Source organism: Wansuia hejianensis (genome assembly GCF_014337215.1).
Taxonomy (GTDB): Bacteria; Bacillota; Clostridia; order Lachnospirales; family Lachnospiraceae; genus Scatomonas; species Scatomonas hejianensis.
On record NZ_CP060635.1, the window covers coordinates 1,213,945 to 1,234,598 of the forward strand.

The 20,654-nt window shown below is 49.8% G+C and carries 17 protein-coding genes; 2 read left to right on the forward strand and 15 right to left on the reverse strand.

Features of this window, described 5'->3' with window-relative positions; genetic code table 11:
* Positions 1-3: 3 nt before the first annotated feature.
* The 4 genes from H9Q79_RS05570 to H9Q79_RS05585 form a co-directional block, all read right to left on the reverse strand.
* A complete protein-coding gene (locus tag H9Q79_RS05570; RefSeq protein WP_249329365.1) occupies positions 4-1,857 on the reverse strand; it encodes an alpha-amylase family glycosyl hydrolase in 1,854 nt (617 codons plus the stop codon).
* A 107-nt stretch (positions 1,858-1,964) separates the two neighbouring features.
* A complete protein-coding gene (locus H9Q79_RS05575) occupies positions 1,965-2,714 on the reverse strand; it encodes an exodeoxyribonuclease III (RefSeq protein WP_118643578.1) in 750 nt (249 codons plus the stop codon).
* A 27-nt stretch (positions 2,715-2,741) separates the two neighbouring features.
* Positions 2,742-4,190, reverse strand: a complete 1,449-nt coding sequence (locus H9Q79_RS05580) for an aminotransferase class I/II-fold pyridoxal phosphate-dependent enzyme (RefSeq protein WP_249329366.1) — start codon at positions 4,188-4,190, stop codon at positions 2,742-2,744.
* A 445-nt stretch (positions 4,191-4,635) separates the two neighbouring features.
* Positions 4,636-5,667, reverse strand: a complete 1,032-nt coding sequence (locus tag H9Q79_RS05585; protein ID WP_249329367.1) for a branched-chain amino acid aminotransferase — start codon at positions 5,665-5,667, stop codon at positions 4,636-4,638.
* A gap of 235 nt (positions 5,668-5,902) precedes the next feature.
* Here H9Q79_RS05585 and H9Q79_RS05590 point away from each other — a divergent pair, with 235 nt between their 5' ends.
* Both H9Q79_RS05590 and H9Q79_RS05595 read left to right on the forward strand, forming a co-directional pair.
* Positions 5,903-6,274 carry a DUF1292 domain-containing protein gene (locus H9Q79_RS05590; RefSeq protein ID WP_118643572.1) on the forward strand — a complete coding sequence of 124 codons (372 nt, stop codon included), beginning with the start codon at positions 5,903-5,905 and terminating at the stop codon, positions 6,272-6,274.
* A 163-nt stretch (positions 6,275-6,437) separates the two neighbouring features.
* Entirely contained in the window at positions 6,438-7,307 is an 870-nt protein-coding gene (locus H9Q79_RS05595) for a YitT family protein (protein WP_249329368.1), read from the forward strand.
* Positions 7,308-7,332: 25 nt separating this feature from the next.
* Here the strand turns inward: H9Q79_RS05595 and H9Q79_RS05600 are convergent, their stop codons facing one another.
* From H9Q79_RS05600 to H9Q79_RS05650, 11 genes are all read right to left on the reverse strand, one after another.
* Positions 7,333-7,764: a dUTP diphosphatase gene (locus H9Q79_RS05600; RefSeq protein ID WP_118643568.1), complete on the reverse strand. Its 432-nt coding sequence runs from the start codon at positions 7,762-7,764 to the stop codon at positions 7,333-7,335.
* A gap of 21 nt (positions 7,765-7,785) precedes the next feature.
* Positions 7,786-8,274, reverse strand: a complete 489-nt coding sequence (nrdG, locus tag H9Q79_RS05605) for an anaerobic ribonucleoside-triphosphate reductase activating protein (protein WP_249329694.1) — start codon at positions 8,272-8,274, stop codon at positions 7,786-7,788.
* 154 nt (positions 8,275-8,428) lie between these two features.
* Positions 8,429-10,564, reverse strand: a complete 2,136-nt coding sequence (locus H9Q79_RS05610; protein WP_249329369.1) for a polyribonucleotide nucleotidyltransferase — start codon at positions 10,562-10,564, stop codon at positions 8,429-8,431.
* A 172-nt stretch (positions 10,565-10,736) separates the two neighbouring features.
* Entirely contained in the window at positions 10,737-11,003 is a 267-nt protein-coding gene (gene rpsO, locus H9Q79_RS05615) for a 30S ribosomal protein S15 (RefSeq protein ID WP_118643759.1), read from the reverse strand.
* A gap of 143 nt (positions 11,004-11,146) precedes the next feature.
* Complete coding sequence (locus tag H9Q79_RS05620) at positions 11,147-12,496, reverse strand: MATE family efflux transporter (RefSeq protein ID WP_249329370.1); 1,350 nt, start codon at positions 12,494-12,496, stop codon at positions 11,147-11,149.
* Between the two features lie 170 nt (positions 12,497-12,666).
* A complete protein-coding gene (locus H9Q79_RS05625) occupies positions 12,667-14,778 on the reverse strand; it encodes an alpha-L-rhamnosidase (protein ID WP_249329371.1) in 2,112 nt (703 codons plus the stop codon).
* A gap of 29 nt (positions 14,779-14,807) precedes the next feature.
* The gene (locus tag H9Q79_RS05630) at positions 14,808-15,818 is read right to left on the reverse strand and encodes an ABC transporter ATP-binding protein (RefSeq protein ID WP_118643976.1); all 1,011 of its coding nucleotides are present in this window, start codon (positions 15,816-15,818) and stop codon (positions 14,808-14,810) included.
* Between the two features lie 2 nt (positions 15,819-15,820).
* Positions 15,821-16,816 (reverse strand): ABC transporter ATP-binding protein, encoded by a 996-nt coding sequence (locus H9Q79_RS05635; RefSeq protein ID WP_249329372.1) that lies wholly within the window; start codon positions 16,814-16,816, stop codon positions 15,821-15,823.
* A gap of 15 nt (positions 16,817-16,831) precedes the next feature.
* The gene (locus tag H9Q79_RS05640) at positions 16,832-17,701 is read right to left on the reverse strand and encodes an ABC transporter permease (RefSeq protein ID WP_249329373.1); all 870 of its coding nucleotides are present in this window, start codon (positions 17,699-17,701) and stop codon (positions 16,832-16,834) included.
* Between the two features lie 13 nt (positions 17,702-17,714).
* Positions 17,715-18,677: an ABC transporter permease gene (locus H9Q79_RS05645; protein WP_118643972.1), complete on the reverse strand. Its 963-nt coding sequence runs from the start codon at positions 18,675-18,677 to the stop codon at positions 17,715-17,717.
* A gap of 77 nt (positions 18,678-18,754) precedes the next feature.
* Positions 18,755-20,488 carry an ABC transporter substrate-binding protein gene (locus H9Q79_RS05650; protein WP_118643970.1) on the reverse strand — a complete coding sequence of 578 codons (1,734 nt, stop codon included), beginning with the start codon at positions 20,486-20,488 and terminating at the stop codon, positions 18,755-18,757.
* Positions 20,489-20,654 lie beyond the last annotated feature (166 nt).

Genomic DNA, 20,654 nt, shown 5'->3' on the forward strand with positions numbered 1-20,654 from the left:
TTCCTACTTTCCAATTAAAATCATCACTGTTCTGGGCGGCACCAGAATACTTTTCTCATCGGAATCTTTCAACACTTTTTCCTCTCCCTCAGGATAAAAGACCTCATCACGGCTTGTATCCGCTTTCACACTCCACTTCATATCTTTTTTCAGGTTCGGAAGCGCGAACGTGTATGGTTCCCAATGCAAATTGTAGGCGATATATATGGAATCATCTTCCTTCCCATCAGCTCTCCTGGCATAAGCTCCGCAATACATGACTCCGAGGCTCCGTCCGCTGCTGTCTGCCGGAAATACCCAGGCCCTGCGGCTGTGATAGGACAGATCCGGACAGCCACAGGCTTTATAATCCATCAGGCGCACAGGCCCTTTTTTGTGAAGGATTGGATGCCCGCGGCGGAATTCTATCGCCTGGCGGACGACCTTTTTCAACTGTTCCCCGTCTTTCGTCCTGCCCCAGCTCAGCCAGCCTGTCTCGTTGTCCTGGCACCAGGCATTATTATTGCCAGACTGACTGTTGCAAAACTCATCCCCGCCATAGATCAGGGGCGTCCCCTGGCTGGTGAAGAGCATCAGAAACGCATTATAGAGCTGTTGTCTCCGCAGCTTCCGGACAGACATTTTCTTCGTCGGCCCTTCAACACCGCAGTTCCAGCTGTAATTATAATTGCTTCCGTCCCGTCCGCCTTCACCGTTCCTTTCATTGTGCTTCTGTTCAAAAGAAACCATATCTGCCATGGTAAATCCGTCCTGATCGGCAAAATAGTTCACACAGCCAACCGCGTCTCCATTTTTCCTCAGATACCAGGCGGCGCCCTCCAGGCATTCACCGTCCCCCTTCAGAAACCGCCGCATCATTCCCTCATATCCCAGATTCAGTTCTGCAAGGTTTCTGTAATACGGAACCTTACCCCCTTCATACAGATGCTCTGCGTCAAAGGAAAGATAGAGCAGCTTGCTCTTCTTCAGCAAAGCGTCTTCAGCGACCGGGCCGATCCACTGTCCCTGGCCCAGAAGATGAAAACCGTCCACCTGGTAATTCAGCCTCCAGTAATGCAGAACGTCCAGAACGGCCTGCACCGCCATATCCGCCCCGAAATAAAATTCCAGTATGCATTCTATCCCCGCACCATGGAGAGCGTCTACGAGATCCGCAAATTCCTGCGTCGGATGTTCCGTCGCGCAGTAATACCTGCGGGGTGCAAAATACAGCCCTCCCGTATACCCCCAGTAGTTTTCCCGGATTCCGGTCTCAGACATCTCCCCTATATCCATGATATGCCGGCATTCCCTGCCGTTTCGGGGAACTTTCTCAAACTCATAAACTGGCATCAGCATCAGCGCCGTTATGCCCAGCTCTTTTAAATAGGGTATTTTTTCCTTAACACCTAAAAAAGTACCTTTATGTTTCACTTTTGATCTGCTCTGTTTTGTGAAGCCGCGGACATGTGTTTTGTAAATAACACTGTCCTCATATGCGATTTCCAGTGGCCTGGAGGAAGCCCCGGCAGGGCATTCCAGGCTGCATCTGAATTCCTCCCCTCTGTCCGTTTCATGGTCCGTAGGCAGAGTCCTGACTTCTCTGGCATAGGGGTCCGGCACCACCTGCTCTCCGATCCGGTAATTATATTCCCACTTCTGTCCGGAAGGAAGCTCCAAAAGGACAGCGCTCACCTGCCCTGTCCGCTCCGGTTCCGGCAAGGGAATCACCTGCTCCGGTTCTCTGCTGCCATACCTGTATATCAGCAGGTCAGCAGGTGCCCCGTCCGGAACTGAGACCGCGAAATTATATCCGCTTTGCGTCTTATCCACACCCAGCTGTGTGGGGTTTCCTGTCAATACTTTAAAGTCCGTCATCACCTGCAACTCCGCCTCCTTTTTTTGCAATCAGGTATATCATATCACACTTTGCGGCGGAAAAACAGCCTTTTCCGATACCGCGGCCGGAACAAAGGCTGATTTCATTACTGCAGATCCAGCTCCACCGGACAATGGTCGGAGCCCATGACAGATGTATGGATTTTCGCGTCTTTCAGACGGTCTCTGAGGCCTTCAGAGATTAGGAAATAATCAATCCGCCATCCCGCGTTCTTCTCCCTTGCTTTGAAACGGTAGGACCACCAGGAATACTCAACTTTATCCGGATACAAGTAGCGGTAGGTATCAATAAATCCCGCATTCAGCAGGCATCCAAATTTTTCTCTTTCCTGATCCGAAAATCCGGCGCTCTTGCGGTTAGTTTTCGGATTCTTCAGGTCAATTTCCTGGTGAGCGACGTTCATATCCCCACAGACGATCACAGGCTTCTGCTCATCCAGCTTCTTCAGATAGCCGCGGAATTCGTCCTCCCACTCCATCCGGTAGTCTAACCTGGCAAGGCCTTCTTGGGCATTTGGCGTATACACAGTCACAAGAAAAAAGTCTTTAAATTCCAGCGTAATCACGCGCCCTTCCTGGTCATGCTTTTCTATTTCCATCCCATACGCTACTGACAGCGGCTTTTCCTTCGTAAAGACAGCCGTGCCGGAATATCCCTTTTTCTCCGCATAATTCCAATACTGATGATATCCCTCAAGCTCCAGGCTGATCTGTCCCTCCTGCAGCTTACTCTCCTGTATACAGAAAACATCGGCATCCGCCTCTTCAAAATAATCCATAAATCCTTTTGTCACACAGGCGCGCAGGCCGTTGACATTCCATGAAATCAGTTTCATTCTGTCTCCTTTCTGAATCCGGGCATATTAAGGCTCCAGCACCCGGAACGTGGAAAAATCCGCTGAAGCCGGCCCGTGCAGTGGGATTTTCTCCTGTCTGCACCTTTCCAGGGCATCATAGATTTCTTCTGTTATAATCTCCCCAGGATAGATCAGCGGTATTCCCGGAGGATAAGGCGCTGCCATCTCACCGGCTATTTTTCCTTTCATTTCTTCCCAGGGAACCGTCCTTTTTCGGCGGAAATAGGCTTCTCTCGGCGTCATCACCGCTTCCGGTATATCCGGAAGCCTCGGATTCAGCTTCTTCAGTCTGCCCCGCTTCCTCCCTGCCAGAAGTGCAGCCTGTCCTGCCGCGCTCACCAGACGTTCGATTTCGCTGCGCTCATTTGCCCAGGTGATCACCGCCACGACATTTTCATAATCCGCCAGCTCCGTACTCACGCCTGAGTTAGTATAAAGACGTTCCTGCAACTCATAGCCGCCAATGCCCAGCCTGCGCCCGGAAAACACCAGACGGGTTCGGTCAAGTTCTGCACTTCTGTCCCCTGCTTCCCTCATGACAGAAAATCCCGGTATCCTCTCTAACCCTTCAGAAGCATCCAGCGACAGCTCCACCGCCCGCTCCATCATTGCCCTGCCGTTCATGGCCAGCTCATGCCGGGCGGCGTCCAGTGATGCCATCAGTACGTAAGAAGGGCTGGTGCTCATCACCAGCTTCAGGTTCTCATCTATCCGCTCCCTGTCTGCAAGATTACCCTTACAGTGTAAAAGAGAACTCTGGGTCATGCTGCCGGCAGTCTTATGAGTGCTCTGGGCACAGAGATCCGCACCCTGGAGCAGGGCGCCCTGGGGCAGCCTGTCTGAGAAATACAGATGAGAGCCGTGGGCTTCATCCACAAGGAGCAGCGCGCCTCTCTCATGACAAATCCCGGCAATTCGCCGGATATCGCTGCAGATCCCGTAATAGGTAGGGCTTACCAGGAACACCGCTCTGCTGTCCGGCTCTCTGCAAAACGCCTCCTCTACCGACTCCGGAGAAACATCTCCGAACACGCCCCAGTCCTCCTGATATCCGGGAGTGACCCATACGGGTACGGCCCCGCTTAAAATCAGTCCCATCAGTACCGACTTGTGGGCATTCCTGGGAACTATAATCTTCTCCCCAGGCCCCACCGCCGAAAGGATCATCGCCTCATTCCCGCAGGTTGTTCCGTTCACAAGAAACCAGCTCCAATCCGCTCCGTACAGCTCTGCCGCCAGCCGCTGTGCCTCCAGGATCGCTCCCTCCGGATGATGGAGATCGTCCAGCCCCTCAGCTTCCGTAAGGTCAAACCGGAAAACCCCGTCCCCCATCATATTTCGCAGCCTGCCGCTAATGCCCCTCTCATACCGGTGACCCGGAATTCTGAAAAAAGCAGGCCTATCCCTTTCAAACCGCTCCAGGGCATCCAGAAGCGGCGTCTGATTCTGATCCATCTCTCCTCCTGTCGCCTTCCCCGCCGGTCCTATCGCCAACTCCTCCGGCTGTTTTTTCCCCCATTGTAGCACCCGCCTTTTTAGCCTGTCAATCCAGAGCCATAAAATTACGGTTTTTGTGGCGAGGGGTGCGTGGATACCTGGACGAAAAGCAACGGGAGACCTCCCGCTGCTTTTCAGGCTGTTCCAGACGGTACAATGGCTCTCGCCAGAGAGGGAACCCCGATGGTCTCAGACGGTAGATTTTGATATGCAATAAAAAAATACTGGCGCCACCAGGCCACAATCAGCCAGTGATTACTGTCTGTAACCATACCGATGACACTTTCGGAGAACCTGGGTGAAGCGTTTTAGATCACCAGAAAGGTTCTCTTTTCCAGACTGAAAAGCGGATACTCCGGAGATCATAACCTTTTTTCCGGGTATCCGCTTTAAAAACATACAGTTATTTCACTTTTATTTCACGAATCCATCCTTTCGGCGCTTCAAGCCTTCCCATCTGGATTCCTGTCAGTGTATCATACAGCTTCCGGGTAACAGGGCCCATATCCTTCATGCCGCTGGGCAGGCAAATTTCCTTGCCGTGATCCACAATCTTGCCTACCGGAGAGATGACGGCTGCCGTGCCGCACAGGCCGCATTCTGCGAACTCATTTAATTCGTCCACATGTACCTCCCGTTCTTCTGTCTCCAGCCCCAGGTATTCTTTGGCGACATACATCAGTGAACGGCGGGTGATGGAGGGAAGAATCGTGTCTGACTTCGGGGTGACTACCCGGTTGTCTTTTGTGACAAACAGGAAATTTGCTCCTCCGGTCTCTTCGACTTTCGTCCTGGTGGCCGCGTCCAGATACATGTTCTCGTCATAGCCCTCTTCATGAGCAAGGGTAATCGCATAGAGGCTCATTGCATAATTCAGTCCCGCTTTGATGTGCCCGGTTCCGTGAGGCGCCGCCCGGTCGTAATCACAGACTTTAATGGTGATCGGTTTGGCCCCGCCTTTAAAATAGGGGCCAACAGGAGTGCCGAACATGCGGAATTGGTATTCATCCGCGGGCTTCACGCCGATTACCGGGTTGCTTCCGAACATATAGGGACGCAGATAAAAGGTTGCTCCGGACCCATAAGGCGGAACATAGGCAGCATTCGCAGCAACTACCTGATCCACCGCATCCAGGAAGCGCTCCTTCGGGAACACAGGCATCTGGAGCCTGACCGCCGAATTCTCCATCCGCTCGGCGTTCAGATCCGGCCGGAAGGTGACAATTCTTCCGTCTTCTGTCGTATATGCTTTTAACCCTTCAAAACAAGACTGGGAATACTGCAGAACTCCCGCGCATTCACTCATCACAACGTTAGCATCTCCGGTCATTGTGCCCTCATCCCATGCCCCATCTTTGTAGTTTGACACATATCTCTGGTCGGTCTGCATATATGCAAAGCTCAAGTTGCCCCAGTCAATGTCTTTTTTCTCCATAATAATGCTCCTTTCTTTCTATCCTGTCCCTGATGCTGCAGGACCTAAAACTAAATTTCGTATATTATACACCCATTCCGGACATTTTCCAACCTGCTTTTTACAGAAAACAATAATTTTACCGGAAACTTCCTTTGTTCGTTGCAATTCCCCCGCCCTTCTGATAAAATAGGAATAGCCGGATTCCGGCGTATCACAAACAAATGGATGTACAATCCACTGAAAGGAAAAAATTATGAGCGACGAACTGAAAGCAACAGGCTCTTGCAGCGGCGACTGCAGCTCTTGTGGGAGCGACTGCGGCAGCGATATTGATCTTGACCAACCCACTGTAACCCTGACACTGGACGACGACACAGAAGTCACCTGTGCAGTCATCAACATCTTTCCGGCGGGTGACAGACGATACATCGCTCTGCTGCCGCTGAACGAGAATGGCCAGAACGAAGAGGGGGAAGTATATCTCTACCGTTTCTACGAGGATGATAAGGGCAACCCCAACCTGGAAAATATTGAATCGGATGAGGAATATGAACTGGCAGCGGAAGCATTTGATGAGATGATGGATGCAGCCGAATTCGATGAGATCGAAGAAACAGAGCAGTAAAACGATTACCTTTTAGAGACAAACCAATGCTTGACAATTGAAGCAGCATATTGTATAGTGTCTCTGTATTAGGCATAGCCTCGATCCACGTTTGTTAGGGAAAATATCCCTGGCAAGCGTGGTTTTTTTGTGAAATTATATGTAATCAGCGGGAGGTTTTGAGATGGACAGAAAACACCATTTATTGCAGGCACTGTCAGCTTTCTTATGGGTTGCGGCAGGTAATTTTCTATACGCTCTGGCGGTAAAATTATTTCTTCTGCCCGTAGGCTTCGGAACCGGAGGATCAACCGGCATCGCCCTGACCGTAAACCATTTTCTGGGCATTCCGGTCACGCAATTTGTACTGTTTTTCAATGTGTGCATGCTGGTCATCGGATACTTTGTATTTGGCCGGCAATTCGCCGCCACAACGCTTGCCAGCACGTTCCTCTATCCGCTTTCACTGGAGCTGCTAACCCGGCTGCTGGGTGACTGTGTGCTGACAGAAGACCCGGTGCTTTGCACTCTTTTTTCCGGGCTGGGCATTGGAATTGCTCTCGGAATGGTGATCCGGTCGGGGTCTTCTACCGGGGGAATGGATATTCCGCCTCTGATCCTGCAGAAATATTTCCGGGTTCCTGTTTCCGCCGGCATGTATGCCTTTGACGTGTGTATTTTGCTTGCCCAGGCTCTCTTCCGGCCGGCGGAAAACATTCTGTACGGCATCCTGCTGGTGCTCATCTATACCATCGTGCTGGATAAAGTACTGATAATGGGAACTGCCAGAACTGAAATAAAAGTCATCAGCGCCAGATCTGATGAAATACGGCAGGCAATTCTGCAGCAAATTGACAGGGGCGTGACCGTAATAGACGGAGAAGGCGGTTACCTGCACAACAAAACCCAGATCGTATTAAGCATTGTATCAAGACGCGAGCTCCCGAAAGCTGAGAAGCTGATCCGGTCTATCGATCCGGAAAGCTTCATGGTCATAAGCCATGTCAATGAAGTGCGGGGACGGGGATTCTCCCTAAATAAAATGTACCAATAGGGAAGACACGCAGTATACGCGGAATTCAGCGTACCCCGGTGCTTCCAAAACCTCCCCGGTTCTCACCCTCAAGTCTGCATTCTTCAAAGGTGATCACCGGCTGATGCCTCATCAGGCGGAACTGGCAGATCCTGTCGTTCACATGGATCACAGTATCTCTCACCGCATATACAGGCATCCTCCACCAGTCCCCAGGGCCGCAGTACGTCTCGTCGATCACGCCCATATGATTGGTCTGAAGGATTCCAAAATTCTTAAACGTGCTGCTTCTGGGGACGATGTGCGCTTCATAGCCCTCCGGAAGCTGCATCGCAACCCCCAGATGAACCAGGCGGAATTCTCCGGCCTTCAGTTCCACTTCTTCAGCCGCCCGCAGGTCGATCCAGTCTGACTTCCCATCAATATAACAAAGCCTCTCAATTGTATCATTCAAATACTGTATTTTTATTTTCTCCATGAGCCTCTCCTTTCAGCCTTATCACGCATGCAGCACAATCTGCCCCAACTGCAGAGTCTTCTTCACATCAATGACTCTCTGATTCGCGCTGCCCTTCCATTCCAGTGTCACGTCCCGTTCTTCCAGAATATATCTTCCGTCTACGATCACATCCACAAACGCTGCAATCTCCAGATCCCGGATCTCCTCCCAACGGTACCCTGTATAGAGCCAGATCGTCTTATCCGGGTATTTCTGCCGGATCTCCTTCGCCAGACTGGTTATCTCTCCGCGGTTACTCTCGAACAACGGATCCCCTCCAGAAAATGTCACTCCCTCAATATAGTCTTTTTCCAGCTGCGCGAACAGCTCCTCCTTCGCCCGCCCGTCAAAAAGCAGGCCTCCGTCCGGAGCCCAGGTGACAGGATTCTGACATCCTCTGCAATGGTGGGAACAGCCCGCCACCCAGAGTACGGTCCGCAGCCCGTCCCCGTTCAGCATATCGTCTTTTGTTATGTCATGATACCGCATCATGTAACTCCTTTCATTTGATGAAAGCTTGCAAAGCAAGCTTATACGCCTGCGGCCGGCCGGTTTGGCAATTCGGCTCCGCGTAATAAAAACGGGGCCGCCCAAACCTATAAGTAACAGCGGGCAGCCCCATCCGGGATTCCATTTCCTGAATTTATTTCTCTTCCTTCGGAACGTCTTTGATACTGAAGCTGATCCGGCCCATCTTATCCTTGCCCAGGCAGACCACTTTCACAATATCTCCGAGGGTCAGCACATCCTCGACACGGTTAATCCGCTCTTTGGCGATCTTGGAGATGTGAACCATCCCTTCCTTACCAGGAGCGAACTCCAGAAATGCTCCAAATTCTTTAATGCTGACAACTTTGCCTACGAATATCTGACCTGCCTCAAAATCTGTCGTAATAATCCGGATATCCTCTACTGCCTGATCCATCATCGCCTGGTCGGTACCGCAGATGGAGACAGCTCCAGTGTCATCAATATCAATCTTCACACCAGTCTGGTCGATGATCGCGTTAATCGTCTTGCCTCTCTGTCCGACCACATCTCCGATCTTCTCCGGATCAATCTTAATCTGGATAATCTTCGGCGCATATTCGTTGACAGCCGGGCGCGGAGCCGGTATTGTCTTCTCCAGAACCTCTGTCAGAATATACTCTCTGGCTTCCTTACATTTTGCAATGGCCTCTTCCACAATGGCGCGGGTCAGGCCATGGATCTTAATGTCCATCTGAATCGCGGTGATTCCTTCATGGGTACCGGCCACCTTAAAGTCCATATCACCGAAGAAATCCTCAAGCCCCTGGATATCCGTCAGCACCAAATAATCATCATCGCTGTCTCCGGTCACCAGGCCGCAGGAGATGCCTGCCACTGCCTTCTTGACCGGCACGCCTGCCGCCATCAGTGACATGGACGATGCGCAGACAGAAGCCTGTGACGTAGAACCGTTTGATTCAAAGGTCTCAGATACTGTCCGGATCGCATAGGGGAATTCAGCTTCACTCGGCAGCACCGGAAGCAGAGCCCGCTCTGCGAGCGCTCCGTGGCCGATCTCACGTCTTCCCGGCCCGCGGGACGGTTTTGTCTCTCCTACGGAATAGGACGGAAAATTATACTGATGCATATACCGCTTTCCTGTTTCATTGCCATCCAGCCCGTCCAGTCTCTGCGCTTCCGACAGCGGAGCCAAAGTTGTCACAGTACAGATCTGAGTCTGTCCACGGGTGAACATGGCGGAACCATGGACTCTCGGGATGATATCAACCTCCGCAGCCAGCGGACGGATCTGGCGGATCGAACGGCCGTCCGGACGCTTGTGATCTTTCAGGATCATCTTCCGGACTGTTTTCTTCTGATATTGATAAATTGCTTCGCCCAGCACGGCAAGCCATTCTTCATTCTCAGCAAAAGCCTCTTCCAGCTTCGCGGTGATCTGGCGGATATTCTCCTCCCTCACCTGCTTCTCATCGGTGAATACAGCCTCTTCCATCTCGGCGGGCGGTACAATCTCTTTGATAGCTGCAAACAGCTCTTCCGGAATCGCACAGCTCTCATAGGAATGCTTCTCCCTGCCGCATTCTGCCACGATGGTATCGATGAATGCGATAATCTCTTTGTTGACCTCATGCGCCATATAGATGGCTTCGATCATCTTGTCCTCTGACACCTCGTTGGCTCCGGCCTCAATCATGATTACTTTATCCCTTGTGGATGCCACGGTCAGCTTCAGATCAGAAACTGCATTCTGGTCCAGCGTAGGATTCACAATCAGCTCACCGTCAATCATACCGATCAGCGTCGCCGCACAGGGGCCGTCAAAAGGAATATCTGAAATCGTTGTGGCAATAGAAGACCCCAGCATCGCCACCACCTCCGGATTACACTCCGGATCTACAGACATTACCAGGTTATTCAGAGTCACGTCATTCCTGTAGTCCTTTGGGAACAGCGGGCGCATCGGGCGGTCAATCACTCGGGAGGTCAGAATCGCATGCTCGCTGGCCTTGCCCTCTCTTTTGTTAAATCCGCCTGGGATTTTACCGACTGCATACATCTTTTCCTCATACTCTACAGAAAGGGGGAAGAAATCGATCCCGTCCCTGGGCTTGTCGGATGCAGTCGCCGTACACAGAACGGTAGTATCCCCGTAATGCATGAACGCGCAGCCGTTCGCCTGTTTTCCTACTCTTCCGATGTCTACAGAAAGCTTCCTTCCCGCCAGATCCATCGAATAGGTCTTGTAATTGTTGACCAGTTCCGTGGAAAATGTTTTGTTGTCTTCCATCTGTTTCTCCTTAAATTATAAATATATTTTCACCTGGCATGAGACCCGAAACAACTGAAAAACGCACCGCGCCGGATGCGCTTTTCAGTGGTCCCGGATATGACTCCTGCCAGGAGAATGATCTTTTTCAGAGTGAAACAGGGCGGAAATTCTCCGCCCTGAAAACTTGCAATTATTTACGGATGCCTAATTTTTCAATTAAAGCACGATATCTTTCAATATCTGTTTTCTTCAAAAAGTCCAGAAGACCACGTCTCTTACCAACCATCTTCAGCAGACCACGTCTGGAATGATGATCCTTATGATTCGTCTTAAGATGCTCGGTCAGCTCCTGAATCCTCGCTGTCAGGATCGCTACCTGTACCTCCGGTGAACCAGTGTCTCCTTCTGTTCTTGCGTATTCCTGGATAATTGCCTGTTTCTTGTCCTTTGCGATCATAATTGATTGCCTCCTTAAAATTTTATAAACGCCATTGATTAAGAAACGGTCGGAGTGTCCGGATTCTGAATCAAGGCTGATCTCATACTGTTTTACTATATCATAAGCGGACAGGATTGTAAACTGTTTTTTCGTTTCCACACTCATATCCCGACATGCGCCTGCCTTTTTATTTGACGTTTCTTCCAAATCATCCGAAACAAATACAGCAACAGCAGCAGCACCCAGGAAAAAGCCTCTGCGTAAGCGATTACCATATTTCCAAACAGGGCTGCAAGTGCATAGGATGCAGCGATGCGGAAGCCCAATGACAGAATTCCGGCAATGCTGGAATAGAGAACATCCCCCAGCCCCTCCAGATATCCCCGCATGGCATTCGCCAGTCCATAGAACACATAGAAGCCGGCGATCCGCCGGAAAAACTGTGTTCCAATTTCAGCCGCAGCCGCTCCTGCGCCAAAAAGCGCAATTAAATGTCCTCCCGTCGGAATAATCAGCAGCGTTAACAGCAGCGATACCACGGTCATCATAGCCGTACCTACTGCGAATATTTTCCTGGCCTTTTTGCCGTCTCCTCCACCATGGCTCTGGGCAGTCATCGTAGAAATCCCGGAGCCCAGGTTGATGATCGGAAGCAATATGATGGAATCCACCCGATACGCCGTGGTGACAGCCGCCACGGTCTGCGTGCCAAAACCATTCATAAAATTCTGCAGCAGCAGGCTTCCAAAAGCACTGACGCTGGACTGTATCATGGGCGGCAGTCCGAAATGGACGCCCTGCCTCAGCGCTCTTCTGCATATCACCCGTTTTCCCAGACGATAACGGAGTAAGGGATATTTTTTCACCGCATAGATGATCAGAAATGCGGCCATGGCCGCCTGTGAGAGAACAGAGGCTGCCGCCGCTCCTTCCACCCCCCAATGCAGGAAGGCCACGAACAAAATGTCTAACCCAACATTGATGGCTGAGGAAAAAAGGATTGCCAGGAAAGGCGCCCGGCTGTCACCGATCCCGCGAAGCGCGGCGGCATAGACATTATACACAGCAAGAAAAGGGATGCCCGCAAAAATAATCTTCAAATAGCTCCCCGCCAGCAGCACCGTATCCCGAGTGGTGTGGAGCAGGCCGAGAAGTGGAAAAGCCGCCGCAATCCCCAGGGCTGAAAGTATTATAAATACACCGCCAAATACTATGGAAAACGTAGATAATATCTCAGGAATGTGTTCTGTCTCACCGCTGCCGTATTTCTGCGCGAACAGTATGGATAGCCCCAATGTAAATCCAGTGACCGCCATCAGATAAAAATTAATCACCGTAGTAGTGGCCCCGACAGCTGCCAATGCCAGCTCGCCCACCACATTCCCTACAATAAAAGCATCCGCCCAGTTATAGAGCTGTTGCAGCACTCCGCTCAGTATGAGCGGTAAGCTGAACTTTATCAGAATATATGCAATGCTTTCTGAGCAGCCTTCCCTGCTTGTAAATCTCATTCTTCTCACCCCTGCCGCTGTAACTAAACTTTGACGGCACCATGTTTGCCTACCTCCATAAATAAAAAAACCGTATGCAAATATAGCCTTGCATACGGTAGGTGCTCACCCGGTAACACTAAAGTATGTTTATACGATATCAAACTCCAGCAAATTTTACAAGCATTTTTTCATAGATTGTTTCTGAACCTGCATTCTCCTTCAGCCTCATAGCACTGCCTTCCTATCAGTACTGTCGCGCCTATCCCTTCCGGCAGCTTTAACCGGTACTCGTCTCCCTGCCTGCATATTTCTATTCTTCCTTTCGGACTTTCCAGCCATACTGTTACCCATTCAATTTCCTCTGTAAAATTAGGTTTCAGAACCAGATGCCGGAACCCAGGCTGTACTCCTTCCAGGGAGATCCCTGCCAGTGCCTGATAAAACCATTTTGCGATCCCGGATCTCATATGATGGTTTAATGAACCTCTCTTTCCATCCCAATGTTCCCACAGAGTCGCGCCCCCCTGTTCAGTCATATACACCCATCCGGGGCACTCCGGCTGAAGTGCCGTACGCAGGGCTTCTGAAAAATAACCGTACCGCGTGAGTTCTTCCAGCATATAGACAGAACTGAAAATTCCCGTACCAGCCCTGTACTGATTTTCTCCCAGAAGCGCCGCAAGTTCCGCCGCCCACCTTTTAGCCTCAGCCTTTGAGCCGGCAAGATCAAAATGAAGCGCCGATGCCAAATAGCTGATATTTCTGTCCTGTCTGACGCCATATTCCCTTCGGAGAGCTTTCCTGGCAGATTCCGCCTGCTCTTTGTATATTTCAGCTTCCCGGTACTTGCCCAATGCACAGCTGATCTGACTCATGAGCTGTTGTATCTCTTTCAGGTGTCCCGTCAGCATCATCCCGTCCGGACAGACCGGAACTCCCTCCATCGGCAGAAAATCTCCCAGCCCGCTTTCACAAATACCCTTTTCATCACAAATCCAGGGCAGGTAATCCATATATTTTTTCATAGCGGGATACCAGCGCTTCAGCCATCCTGTTTTTCCTGTGTATACGTAAAGCGCCCATGGTATGCGGAACAACGCGCCATCCCAGGTAGGGCCGCTCTGAAAATTATAGCCGTATACGCTTGTAGGCGCTATACATGGCAGCTGTCCGCTGGGCCATTGACAATCCGCAACAGCATCCAAATAATGCCTGTAGATTTTTTCCATATCAAACTGCAGCAGAGCCTGTTCGCAAGAGGCATGAGCATCTCCCAGCCATCCGTTTTTCTCTCTGTGGGGACAGTCTGTGATCGTATGGTGCAGATTACTGAGTGTCGAATTCCGGACAGCTTCCATAATTCGGTTCACGCGGCTGTCAGAACACTGAAACCCTCCTCTCTCCTTTACGTAAGTATGAAAGCTGCGGGCTGTTACGTTTTCAATTCTGCATTCCCCTCTGACTTCTGCATAACGGAACCCTTTATATGTAAAATCGCTCTGAAACACTTCCGGCCCTGCCCCTGACAGCGTGTACTCATCCACTTGTATCCTGGGAATCTCCGGATGACGTTTGATCCACCTTTGATCAATTTTGCCATCTTCATTCAGACGTTCACCGTATATTACCGCCAGTTTACTGCCCTTTTCCCCACTGACAGTGATTCTGACATCTCCCGCCATATTTTTCCCAAAATCATACACCCGGCCCAACACGCGCTTCGGCTGCAAATATTCTTCAATCCGGATCGGAGGAATCGTCTGTTCCTTCAGCTGTCCGCCTGGTCCCTTGGCAATAACTGCGGGAAGATATTCCTCTTCTTCTCTGGATGCATCATAGGACACTCCCAGCCTCAGAGAGTTAAACACCCACCTGCTTCCGCGGCATTTCCAATCCTTACCTGATGCCAGCAGCACTTTCTCCTTAGTCAGCAGCTGGCACAGAAGCACCGGCCGCATTTTCCAGGACGCATGTTCAAAATCAAAGCTGTCCTCCCCCGGTTCGTGAAACCAGCCGTTCCCCACCGTCACTTCTAAAATATTTCTACCTTCTTTCAGCAATGCAGATACTGGATACCTGTTATAATAAACAGATTTCGTATAATTGGAAAACGCGGGCTGCAGCAGCGCGTCTCCCACCCTCACCCCGTTGAGCCTGGCTGAATAAAATCCCAGGCCGCTAATCTCCAGAACAGCCCCGCCGGGAATTCGGTCCAGCAAAAATTCCCCAAGAAATTCCGGAGCTGTATTTTCTCCGCACCAGGGACATTCTATCCATTTTCCGAACCACAATTTCCGCATATTTCTTTGCTTCTCCTTCTCCTGTACATTCATGGCTGCTCTGCAAAATGACAGGCCACCAGATGTTTTTCATCAGTTTTTAACGGCTTCAATTCCGGCTCCCGCCGGGTACAGATTTCGCGGCACTGCTCACAACGCGTGTGGAACCGGCACCCGGCAGGCGGATTCGCGGGCGAAGGTACGTCCCCTTTCAGAATAATACGCCCGCGGCGTTCCTGCAGCACCGGAGATGGTACAGCCGATAGCAGCGCTCTGGTATATGGATGCACCTGGCGGCGGTACAGCTCCCCAGAATCTGCCAGCTCCACAATTTTCCCCAGATACATAACAGCCACACGGTCGCTCATATACTGGACTACGCTGAGATCATGTGCGATGAAAATATATGTGAGCTGAAATTCTCTCTGCAGCTTTCTCATAAGATTCATGAGCTGAGCCTGTATCGAAACATCCAACGCCGAAACAGGTTCGTCACATACCATCATTTCCGGATTTAACGCCAGAGCCTTCGCGATACATATCCTTTGCCTTTGGCCTCCCGAAAATTCATGTGGATAGCGGTACATGTAATCCGGCTGCAGATTCACAGTCTCCAGTGCGCGGGCGATTTTTTCTTTTCGTTCCCTCCGGTCTCCGATCCCATGTATCCTCATGGGCTCATCAAACGCATGATATATATTCATTCTCGGATTCAGAGATGCATAAGGGTCCTGAAAAACCATCTGAACACGCCTGCGGGCGGAAAAGCTCTCCCGTTTATCCAGAGACAGAACATTCTTCATCCCTATTTCCTGTTCGTTTAAAAATATTTTACCTTCTGTCGGTATATGAAGCCTTACGATACATTTGCCCAGAGTACTCTTCCCGCACCCGGATTCACCCACCAGCCCCAGCGTCTCTCCTTTATAAATGGAAAAAGAGACATCATCCACAGCTTTTACATAACCGACAGTCTTTTTCAGCGCCCCGCGGCTGATCGGATAATATTTTTTCAGATGCTCCACCCTCATTAATTCCTGATGCTTCTGTTTCTGAATCATAGTTAGCTCTCCTTATATCTCAGACACCTCACCTGATGGCCATCCGCCATGCATATAACCTCTGGCATCTCCTGCCAGCAGCGCCCGCAGGCTGACCCGCACCGTTCCACAAATTCACAGTGCCTGAAGACTGTCGATGCGTCCGGGGTTGCGCCTGGTATTGTCATCAGCTCTCTGTCCCTGTCCATGCCGATCACCGGCACGGAACGCATCAACGCTTTTGTGTAAGGATGAAGAGGGTTTTCGAAAATCTGCTCTAATGTGCCATATTCTACCACCTTCCCCAGATACATGACAGCCACTTCTTCGCAGGCCTCAGCTACAATCCCCATATTGTGAGTGATCAGGACAATAGAAGTCCCGTGTTTTCTCTGCATATCTTTCATCAGCTCTAAAATCTGGGCCTGTATAGTAACATCCAAAGCGGTCGTCGGCTCATCTGCAATCATGATCCGTGGATTGCAGATCATTGCAATGCCGATCATGACTCTCTGTTTCATTCCCCCAGAAAACTGATGTGGATATTCCCCGCACCTCCTTTCCGCATCCGGAATGCCAAGCTCTTCCAGCATGGCGACAATCCGTTTCTTCCTCTCCCCTTTCGTAAGCTTCTCATGGCGGATCAGATTTTCTTCCATCTGCCTCCCCACAGTATAAACCGGATTCAGAGATGACATAGGATCCTGAAAAATCATAGAGATTTCCTTGCCCCTCAGACTCCTCATCATTTTCCCGTTCCGTTTCAGCTGTTCCAGCCTTATATCCCCTTTCGGCCCATGGTAAATTACACTTCCGCCGGTAATATTCCCTGATCTGGGCAGAAGCTGCATAATTGAATGAGCGCTCGCGCTTTTCCCACAGCCGGATTCTCCGACAATTCCAAGAGTTCTGCCTTTTTTCAATTCAAAGCTCACATCGTTGACCGCGTTAACGATTTTTCTGCCTACTCTAAATTTTGTCTGCAGATGCTTCACCTGCAAGATCACATCCTGATTCATATTCACCACCCGCCTTTATGTAGGGTCCAGTACGTCCCGAAGTCCATCCCCCAGAAAGTTAACTCCCAGCACAAACAGAGAGATTGCCACACCCGGCCCGATCCACATAACCGGGTAATTCTGTATCACTGTCAGATTTTTTGCCGCATTCAGAATATTGCCCCAGGTGGGAATATCCGCAGGTACCCCGATATTCAGAAAGCTGAGCGCAGACTCCTGCAGAAGATATCCGGCAGTTAAAAGTGTTACATTGACGATCACCGGTCCAATGGTATTCGGAAGCATATGTCTGAACATGATAGAACTGTTACCGATCCCATTAGCACGACAGGATTCAATGAAAGGCTCCTCCTTCAGTGAAAGTATCCGGCTTCTTACAAGGCGATAGATGCTGGTCCAGCCCGTCAGGGCGAAAATCAAAATCAGATTTCCAATCCCCTGACCTACAAATCCCACAAGTATAAATATCAGCAAGGTCTGTGGAAAGGCTGTAAATATTTCAGAAATATACACAATAACAGCATCTAGCCTTTTGCCAAGATATCCTGAGATGCATCCGAGAACCACACCTATGACCGCGGTAACCGCAGCGCTTACAAATCCCACAAAGATAGACACCCTTCCCCCGTAAAACAGCCTGGTCAGCAAATCACGGCCCAGCTGATCGGTTCCCAGCAGATGAGCCCCGGACGGAGCCTGATACCGGTTGGCAGTGTCCAGCGCATTTGGGTCATAAGGTGTCAGGACCGGCGCCAGCAGAGACACAACCAGAATCAGAATAATTAATATCAAACCAATTATGGCGAGACGGTTTGTCATAAATTTATAAATATTTCTTTTTGCCAGATCTGATTTAGCTGCTCTTCCGGCCTTCTGCTTCTTCATATTCATCCTCCTCTTAGCCCTCAAACTGTACTCTGGGATCCAGTAGGGCTGTAATTATATCCGACAGAAAGCTTACCAGGAGGATCACGGCGGCTATAATGAAGGTAGACATCATGACCACCGGCATATCTCCTCCAGATATGGCGCTCAGCAGCATATTGCCCATTCCCGGATAATTAAACACACTTTCTATTACGACCGTCCCGCTCACGAGAATTGGGATCCGGAATACAATGATTACCATAATCGGAATCAGCGCATTCCGAAAGCCGTGCTTGAGATTCACACTAAATTCGGACAGCCCTTTACTTCTGGCCGTTTTTATGTAATCCTTATTCAGTACATCCAGCATGGAACTTCTGGTAAAGCGCATGAGCGTGGCCGTATAGGAAATCCCAAGGCACAAAACTGGAAGCACCAGATATTCGATCCGCTCATAAAAAGCCTCCTGTCCCGGAGCCATTCTCCCTCCTGTGGGAAACCATTTCAAATGGATGGCAAAAATCAGGATGGCCGCCATGCCCAGAAAAAATTCCGGTACTGACACTCCGATCATCCCCAAAAAGCTGCTGGCATGATCAAAAGCCGTATTCTGTTTGACCGCCGCCAGAAAACCCAACGCCAGCCCGAAGACCGTAGCGACCAGAAGCCCCAGACCTGCCAATTCCAGAGTCGCCGGCAGCCTTTGCGCCAACATCTGGCCAATACTGCTGCCATTCACCTGACTGTATCCGAAATCTCCCCGCAGCATCTTTCCCATCCAGGTCAGATACTGCACCGGCAGAGGGTCATTGAGTCCCAGACTCTCACGCAATTCCTCCAGCTGTGCCGGGGACATATTCGCGTACGCATCCGGTGAAATCGTCCGAGTTATGGGATCCCCGGGAACCATCTGCAAGCCGACGAATATTATCAGAGAAATAATCAGTAATTTCGGAATCAGAGAAATCAGCCTTTTAAAAAAATACTTTGTCATACAACAATCCTTTCCTCGAAACAGCCCGGAAATCTTCTCCCGCACAGGCCTTTTGCATTTCACCTGATATGTTTCAACTATTCTCTGAGCAGCTCCCAGTTTTCAAAGTGATATTCTCTCTGCTGCTGAAGATCCACATCAAATACGCTCATGTCCATTTTCAGCTTCGCGGTATTTACAAGTACGACCTTGTTCAGCGCATAGATATCAGAATCATAGCAATTCTGCACATCGGCAAGCTGCAGCTTATCTCCGAGCACTTTCTTTTCTGTCTCATCCGAGCTTCCGATATATTCTTTATATAGCTTTCCAAATATTTCATTTCTCTCTTCGACATCACCGAAAATTTTATCTACATTCGCTCCGTCTGGCACAATATAATAATAACCCAGTACGGGGTCAGCCTTATCTCCGCCGGCACAGTACATAATATCCCAGTTTTTTGTCTCGAATATCTGAGTCGCCGTATCACCGGTAATCAGGAAAGGCTCACAGACAATTCCTGCCTCGGCAAAATTCTGTTTTATGATTTCCATAATATCAACCGTTGTCTGGTCATCATAATAATACAGAAGTCTGACAGGTCGGCTGTAATCAAAGCCAGCCTCATCCAGCATTTTCTTAGCCTCTTCCACGTTTCGTTCAAAGATCGGGATATCCGCATTATACGCAGCGCTGCCCGGATTGATAATACTTGAAAGGGCCACCGCCTGTCCGTTGTACATACCCGCAATCGTCTCCTTATCAATCAGAAGATTCATTGCCTGACGCACTTCCGTTTTCAGCATGTCATCATTATACTTTCCGTCCTGGCTTTCGCCGCTGGTATTAAAGCGTAACTGGCGTACATAACTGGATGGAATCATAACGGATTCCATATCCGTATTCTGACTTACAATATTGTCCGCTGTTGCCTTATCATTAACGGCATTTCCAAACGCATAATCAATTTCTCCAGCTGCACAGGCAGCTACAATCGCATCGTTTCCTCCGGTGGCATAGCTGGTAAACAACACATTCTTAATGGCGGCCCTGGGGCCATAATATGTCTCATTACGCACTGCTGTAAAATAGTTCGGAAAAGATACCTCATCGATCTGATAGGCCCCACACCCCACAGGTCTCTTCCAATAATCTTCATAAGTCGCCACTTCGCTCAGAGCAACGCCTTCAAAACAATGTTTTGGCAGTATCTGAAGAGAACAAAGTCCCAGAAGCAGCGTGTTATCCGGCTGGGTCAGCTGCACAGTCACTTGATTTCCATCCACTGTAACGCCGCTGATGCTTTCACTGGTACCTCCTTTTACCTCGGCGGCTCCCTGAACGCTGGTAAAATAATTTGGATACATGGCTTTTGCATCAGCCAGGTACGCGTTCATTGAAAATAAGACGTCTTCGCCTGTAACAGCTTCTCCGTCATGCCATTTAGCCTGATCTGACACATTAAATGTATAAGTCATCTGATCATCGCTGATTTCAACTTCAGCAAGTTTCGGAATGTAGCTCATGTCGGTGTCCATTTTGATCAGCGTGTCAAATATCATCTGTGAGAACATGCACTGATCTTCATCCCAGGGACACTGGAACATCGTATCGGTACCATTGGAAGCAAACCATATAAGCTTTAAAGTCCCCGTCTCATTATAATTTACTGCTTCTGCACCAGCCATGCCGGAAGATTCCTGCTGCTCCGAGCCGGAGTTTGTCGGGCTTGAACTGCTGCTTCCTCCATCCGCAGTTTTCCCGCAACCACTCAGTGCCATGCCCGCCATGACTGCCGCCATAAAAATTGAAACTATTTGTTTGCGCATATCTCTCCTCCTTATTATTCCTGTGAATCCAGACGCTTGGTTTACCCGGGTACCATCCTCTGGTCTTGCTGGTAACTGCAGTTTATAAAATTCTTTTTTTAAAATCAATCATCAAATCAAAATCCATTAATATTTCGGAACAAATAGTTAGATATTATACTTTTTT

Excerpts from the sequence above, each read along its gene's own strand:
- H9Q79_RS05570 (WP_249329365.1), bottom strand. The coding sequence starts at position 1,857 with ATGACGGACTTTAAAGTATTGACAGGAAACCCCACACAGCTGGGTGTG.
- H9Q79_RS05575 (WP_118643578.1), bottom strand. The coding sequence starts at position 2,714 with ATGAAACTGATTTCATGGAATGTCAACGGCCTGCGCGCCTGTGTGACA.
- H9Q79_RS05580 (WP_249329366.1), bottom strand. The coding sequence starts at position 4,190 with ATGGATCAGAATCAGACGCCGCTTCTGGATGCCCTGGAGCGGTTTGAA.
- H9Q79_RS05585 (WP_249329367.1), bottom strand. The coding sequence starts at position 5,667 with ATGGAGAAAAAAGACATTGACTGGGGCAACTTGAGCTTTGCATATATG.
- H9Q79_RS05590 (WP_118643572.1), top strand. The coding sequence starts at position 5,903 with ATGAGCGACGAACTGAAAGCAACAGGCTCTTGCAGCGGCGACTGCAGC.
- H9Q79_RS05595 (WP_249329368.1), top strand. The coding sequence starts at position 6,438 with ATGGACAGAAAACACCATTTATTGCAGGCACTGTCAGCTTTCTTATGG.
- H9Q79_RS05600 (WP_118643568.1), bottom strand. The coding sequence starts at position 7,764 with ATGGAGAAAATAAAAATACAGTATTTGAATGATACAATTGAGAGGCTT.
- nrdG (WP_249329694.1), bottom strand. The coding sequence starts at position 8,274 with ATGCGGTATCATGACATAACAAAAGACGATATGCTGAACGGGGACGGG.
- H9Q79_RS05610 (WP_249329369.1), bottom strand. The coding sequence starts at position 10,564 with ATGGAAGACAACAAAACATTTTCCACGGAACTGGTCAACAATTACAAG.
- rpsO (WP_118643759.1), bottom strand. The coding sequence starts at position 11,003 with ATGATCGCAAAGGACAAGAAACAGGCAATTATCCAGGAATACGCAAGA.
- H9Q79_RS05620 (WP_249329370.1), bottom strand. The coding sequence starts at position 12,496 with ATGAGATTTACAAGCAGGGAAGGCTGCTCAGAAAGCATTGCATATATT.
- H9Q79_RS05625 (WP_249329371.1), bottom strand. The coding sequence starts at position 14,778 with ATGCGGAAATTGTGGTTCGGAAAATGGATAGAATGTCCCTGGTGCGGA.
- H9Q79_RS05630 (WP_118643976.1), bottom strand. The coding sequence starts at position 15,818 with ATGATTCAGAAACAGAAGCATCAGGAATTAATGAGGGTGGAGCATCTG.
- H9Q79_RS05635 (WP_249329372.1), bottom strand. The coding sequence starts at position 16,816 with ATGAATCAGGATGTGATCTTGCAGGTGAAGCATCTGCAGACAAAATTT.
- H9Q79_RS05640 (WP_249329373.1), bottom strand. The coding sequence starts at position 17,701 with ATGAAGAAGCAGAAGGCCGGAAGAGCAGCTAAATCAGATCTGGCAAAA.
- H9Q79_RS05645 (WP_118643972.1), bottom strand. The coding sequence starts at position 18,677 with ATGACAAAGTATTTTTTTAAAAGGCTGATTTCTCTGATTCCGAAATTA.
- H9Q79_RS05650 (WP_118643970.1), bottom strand. The coding sequence starts at position 20,488 with ATGCGCAAACAAATAGTTTCAATTTTTATGGCGGCAGTCATGGCGGGC.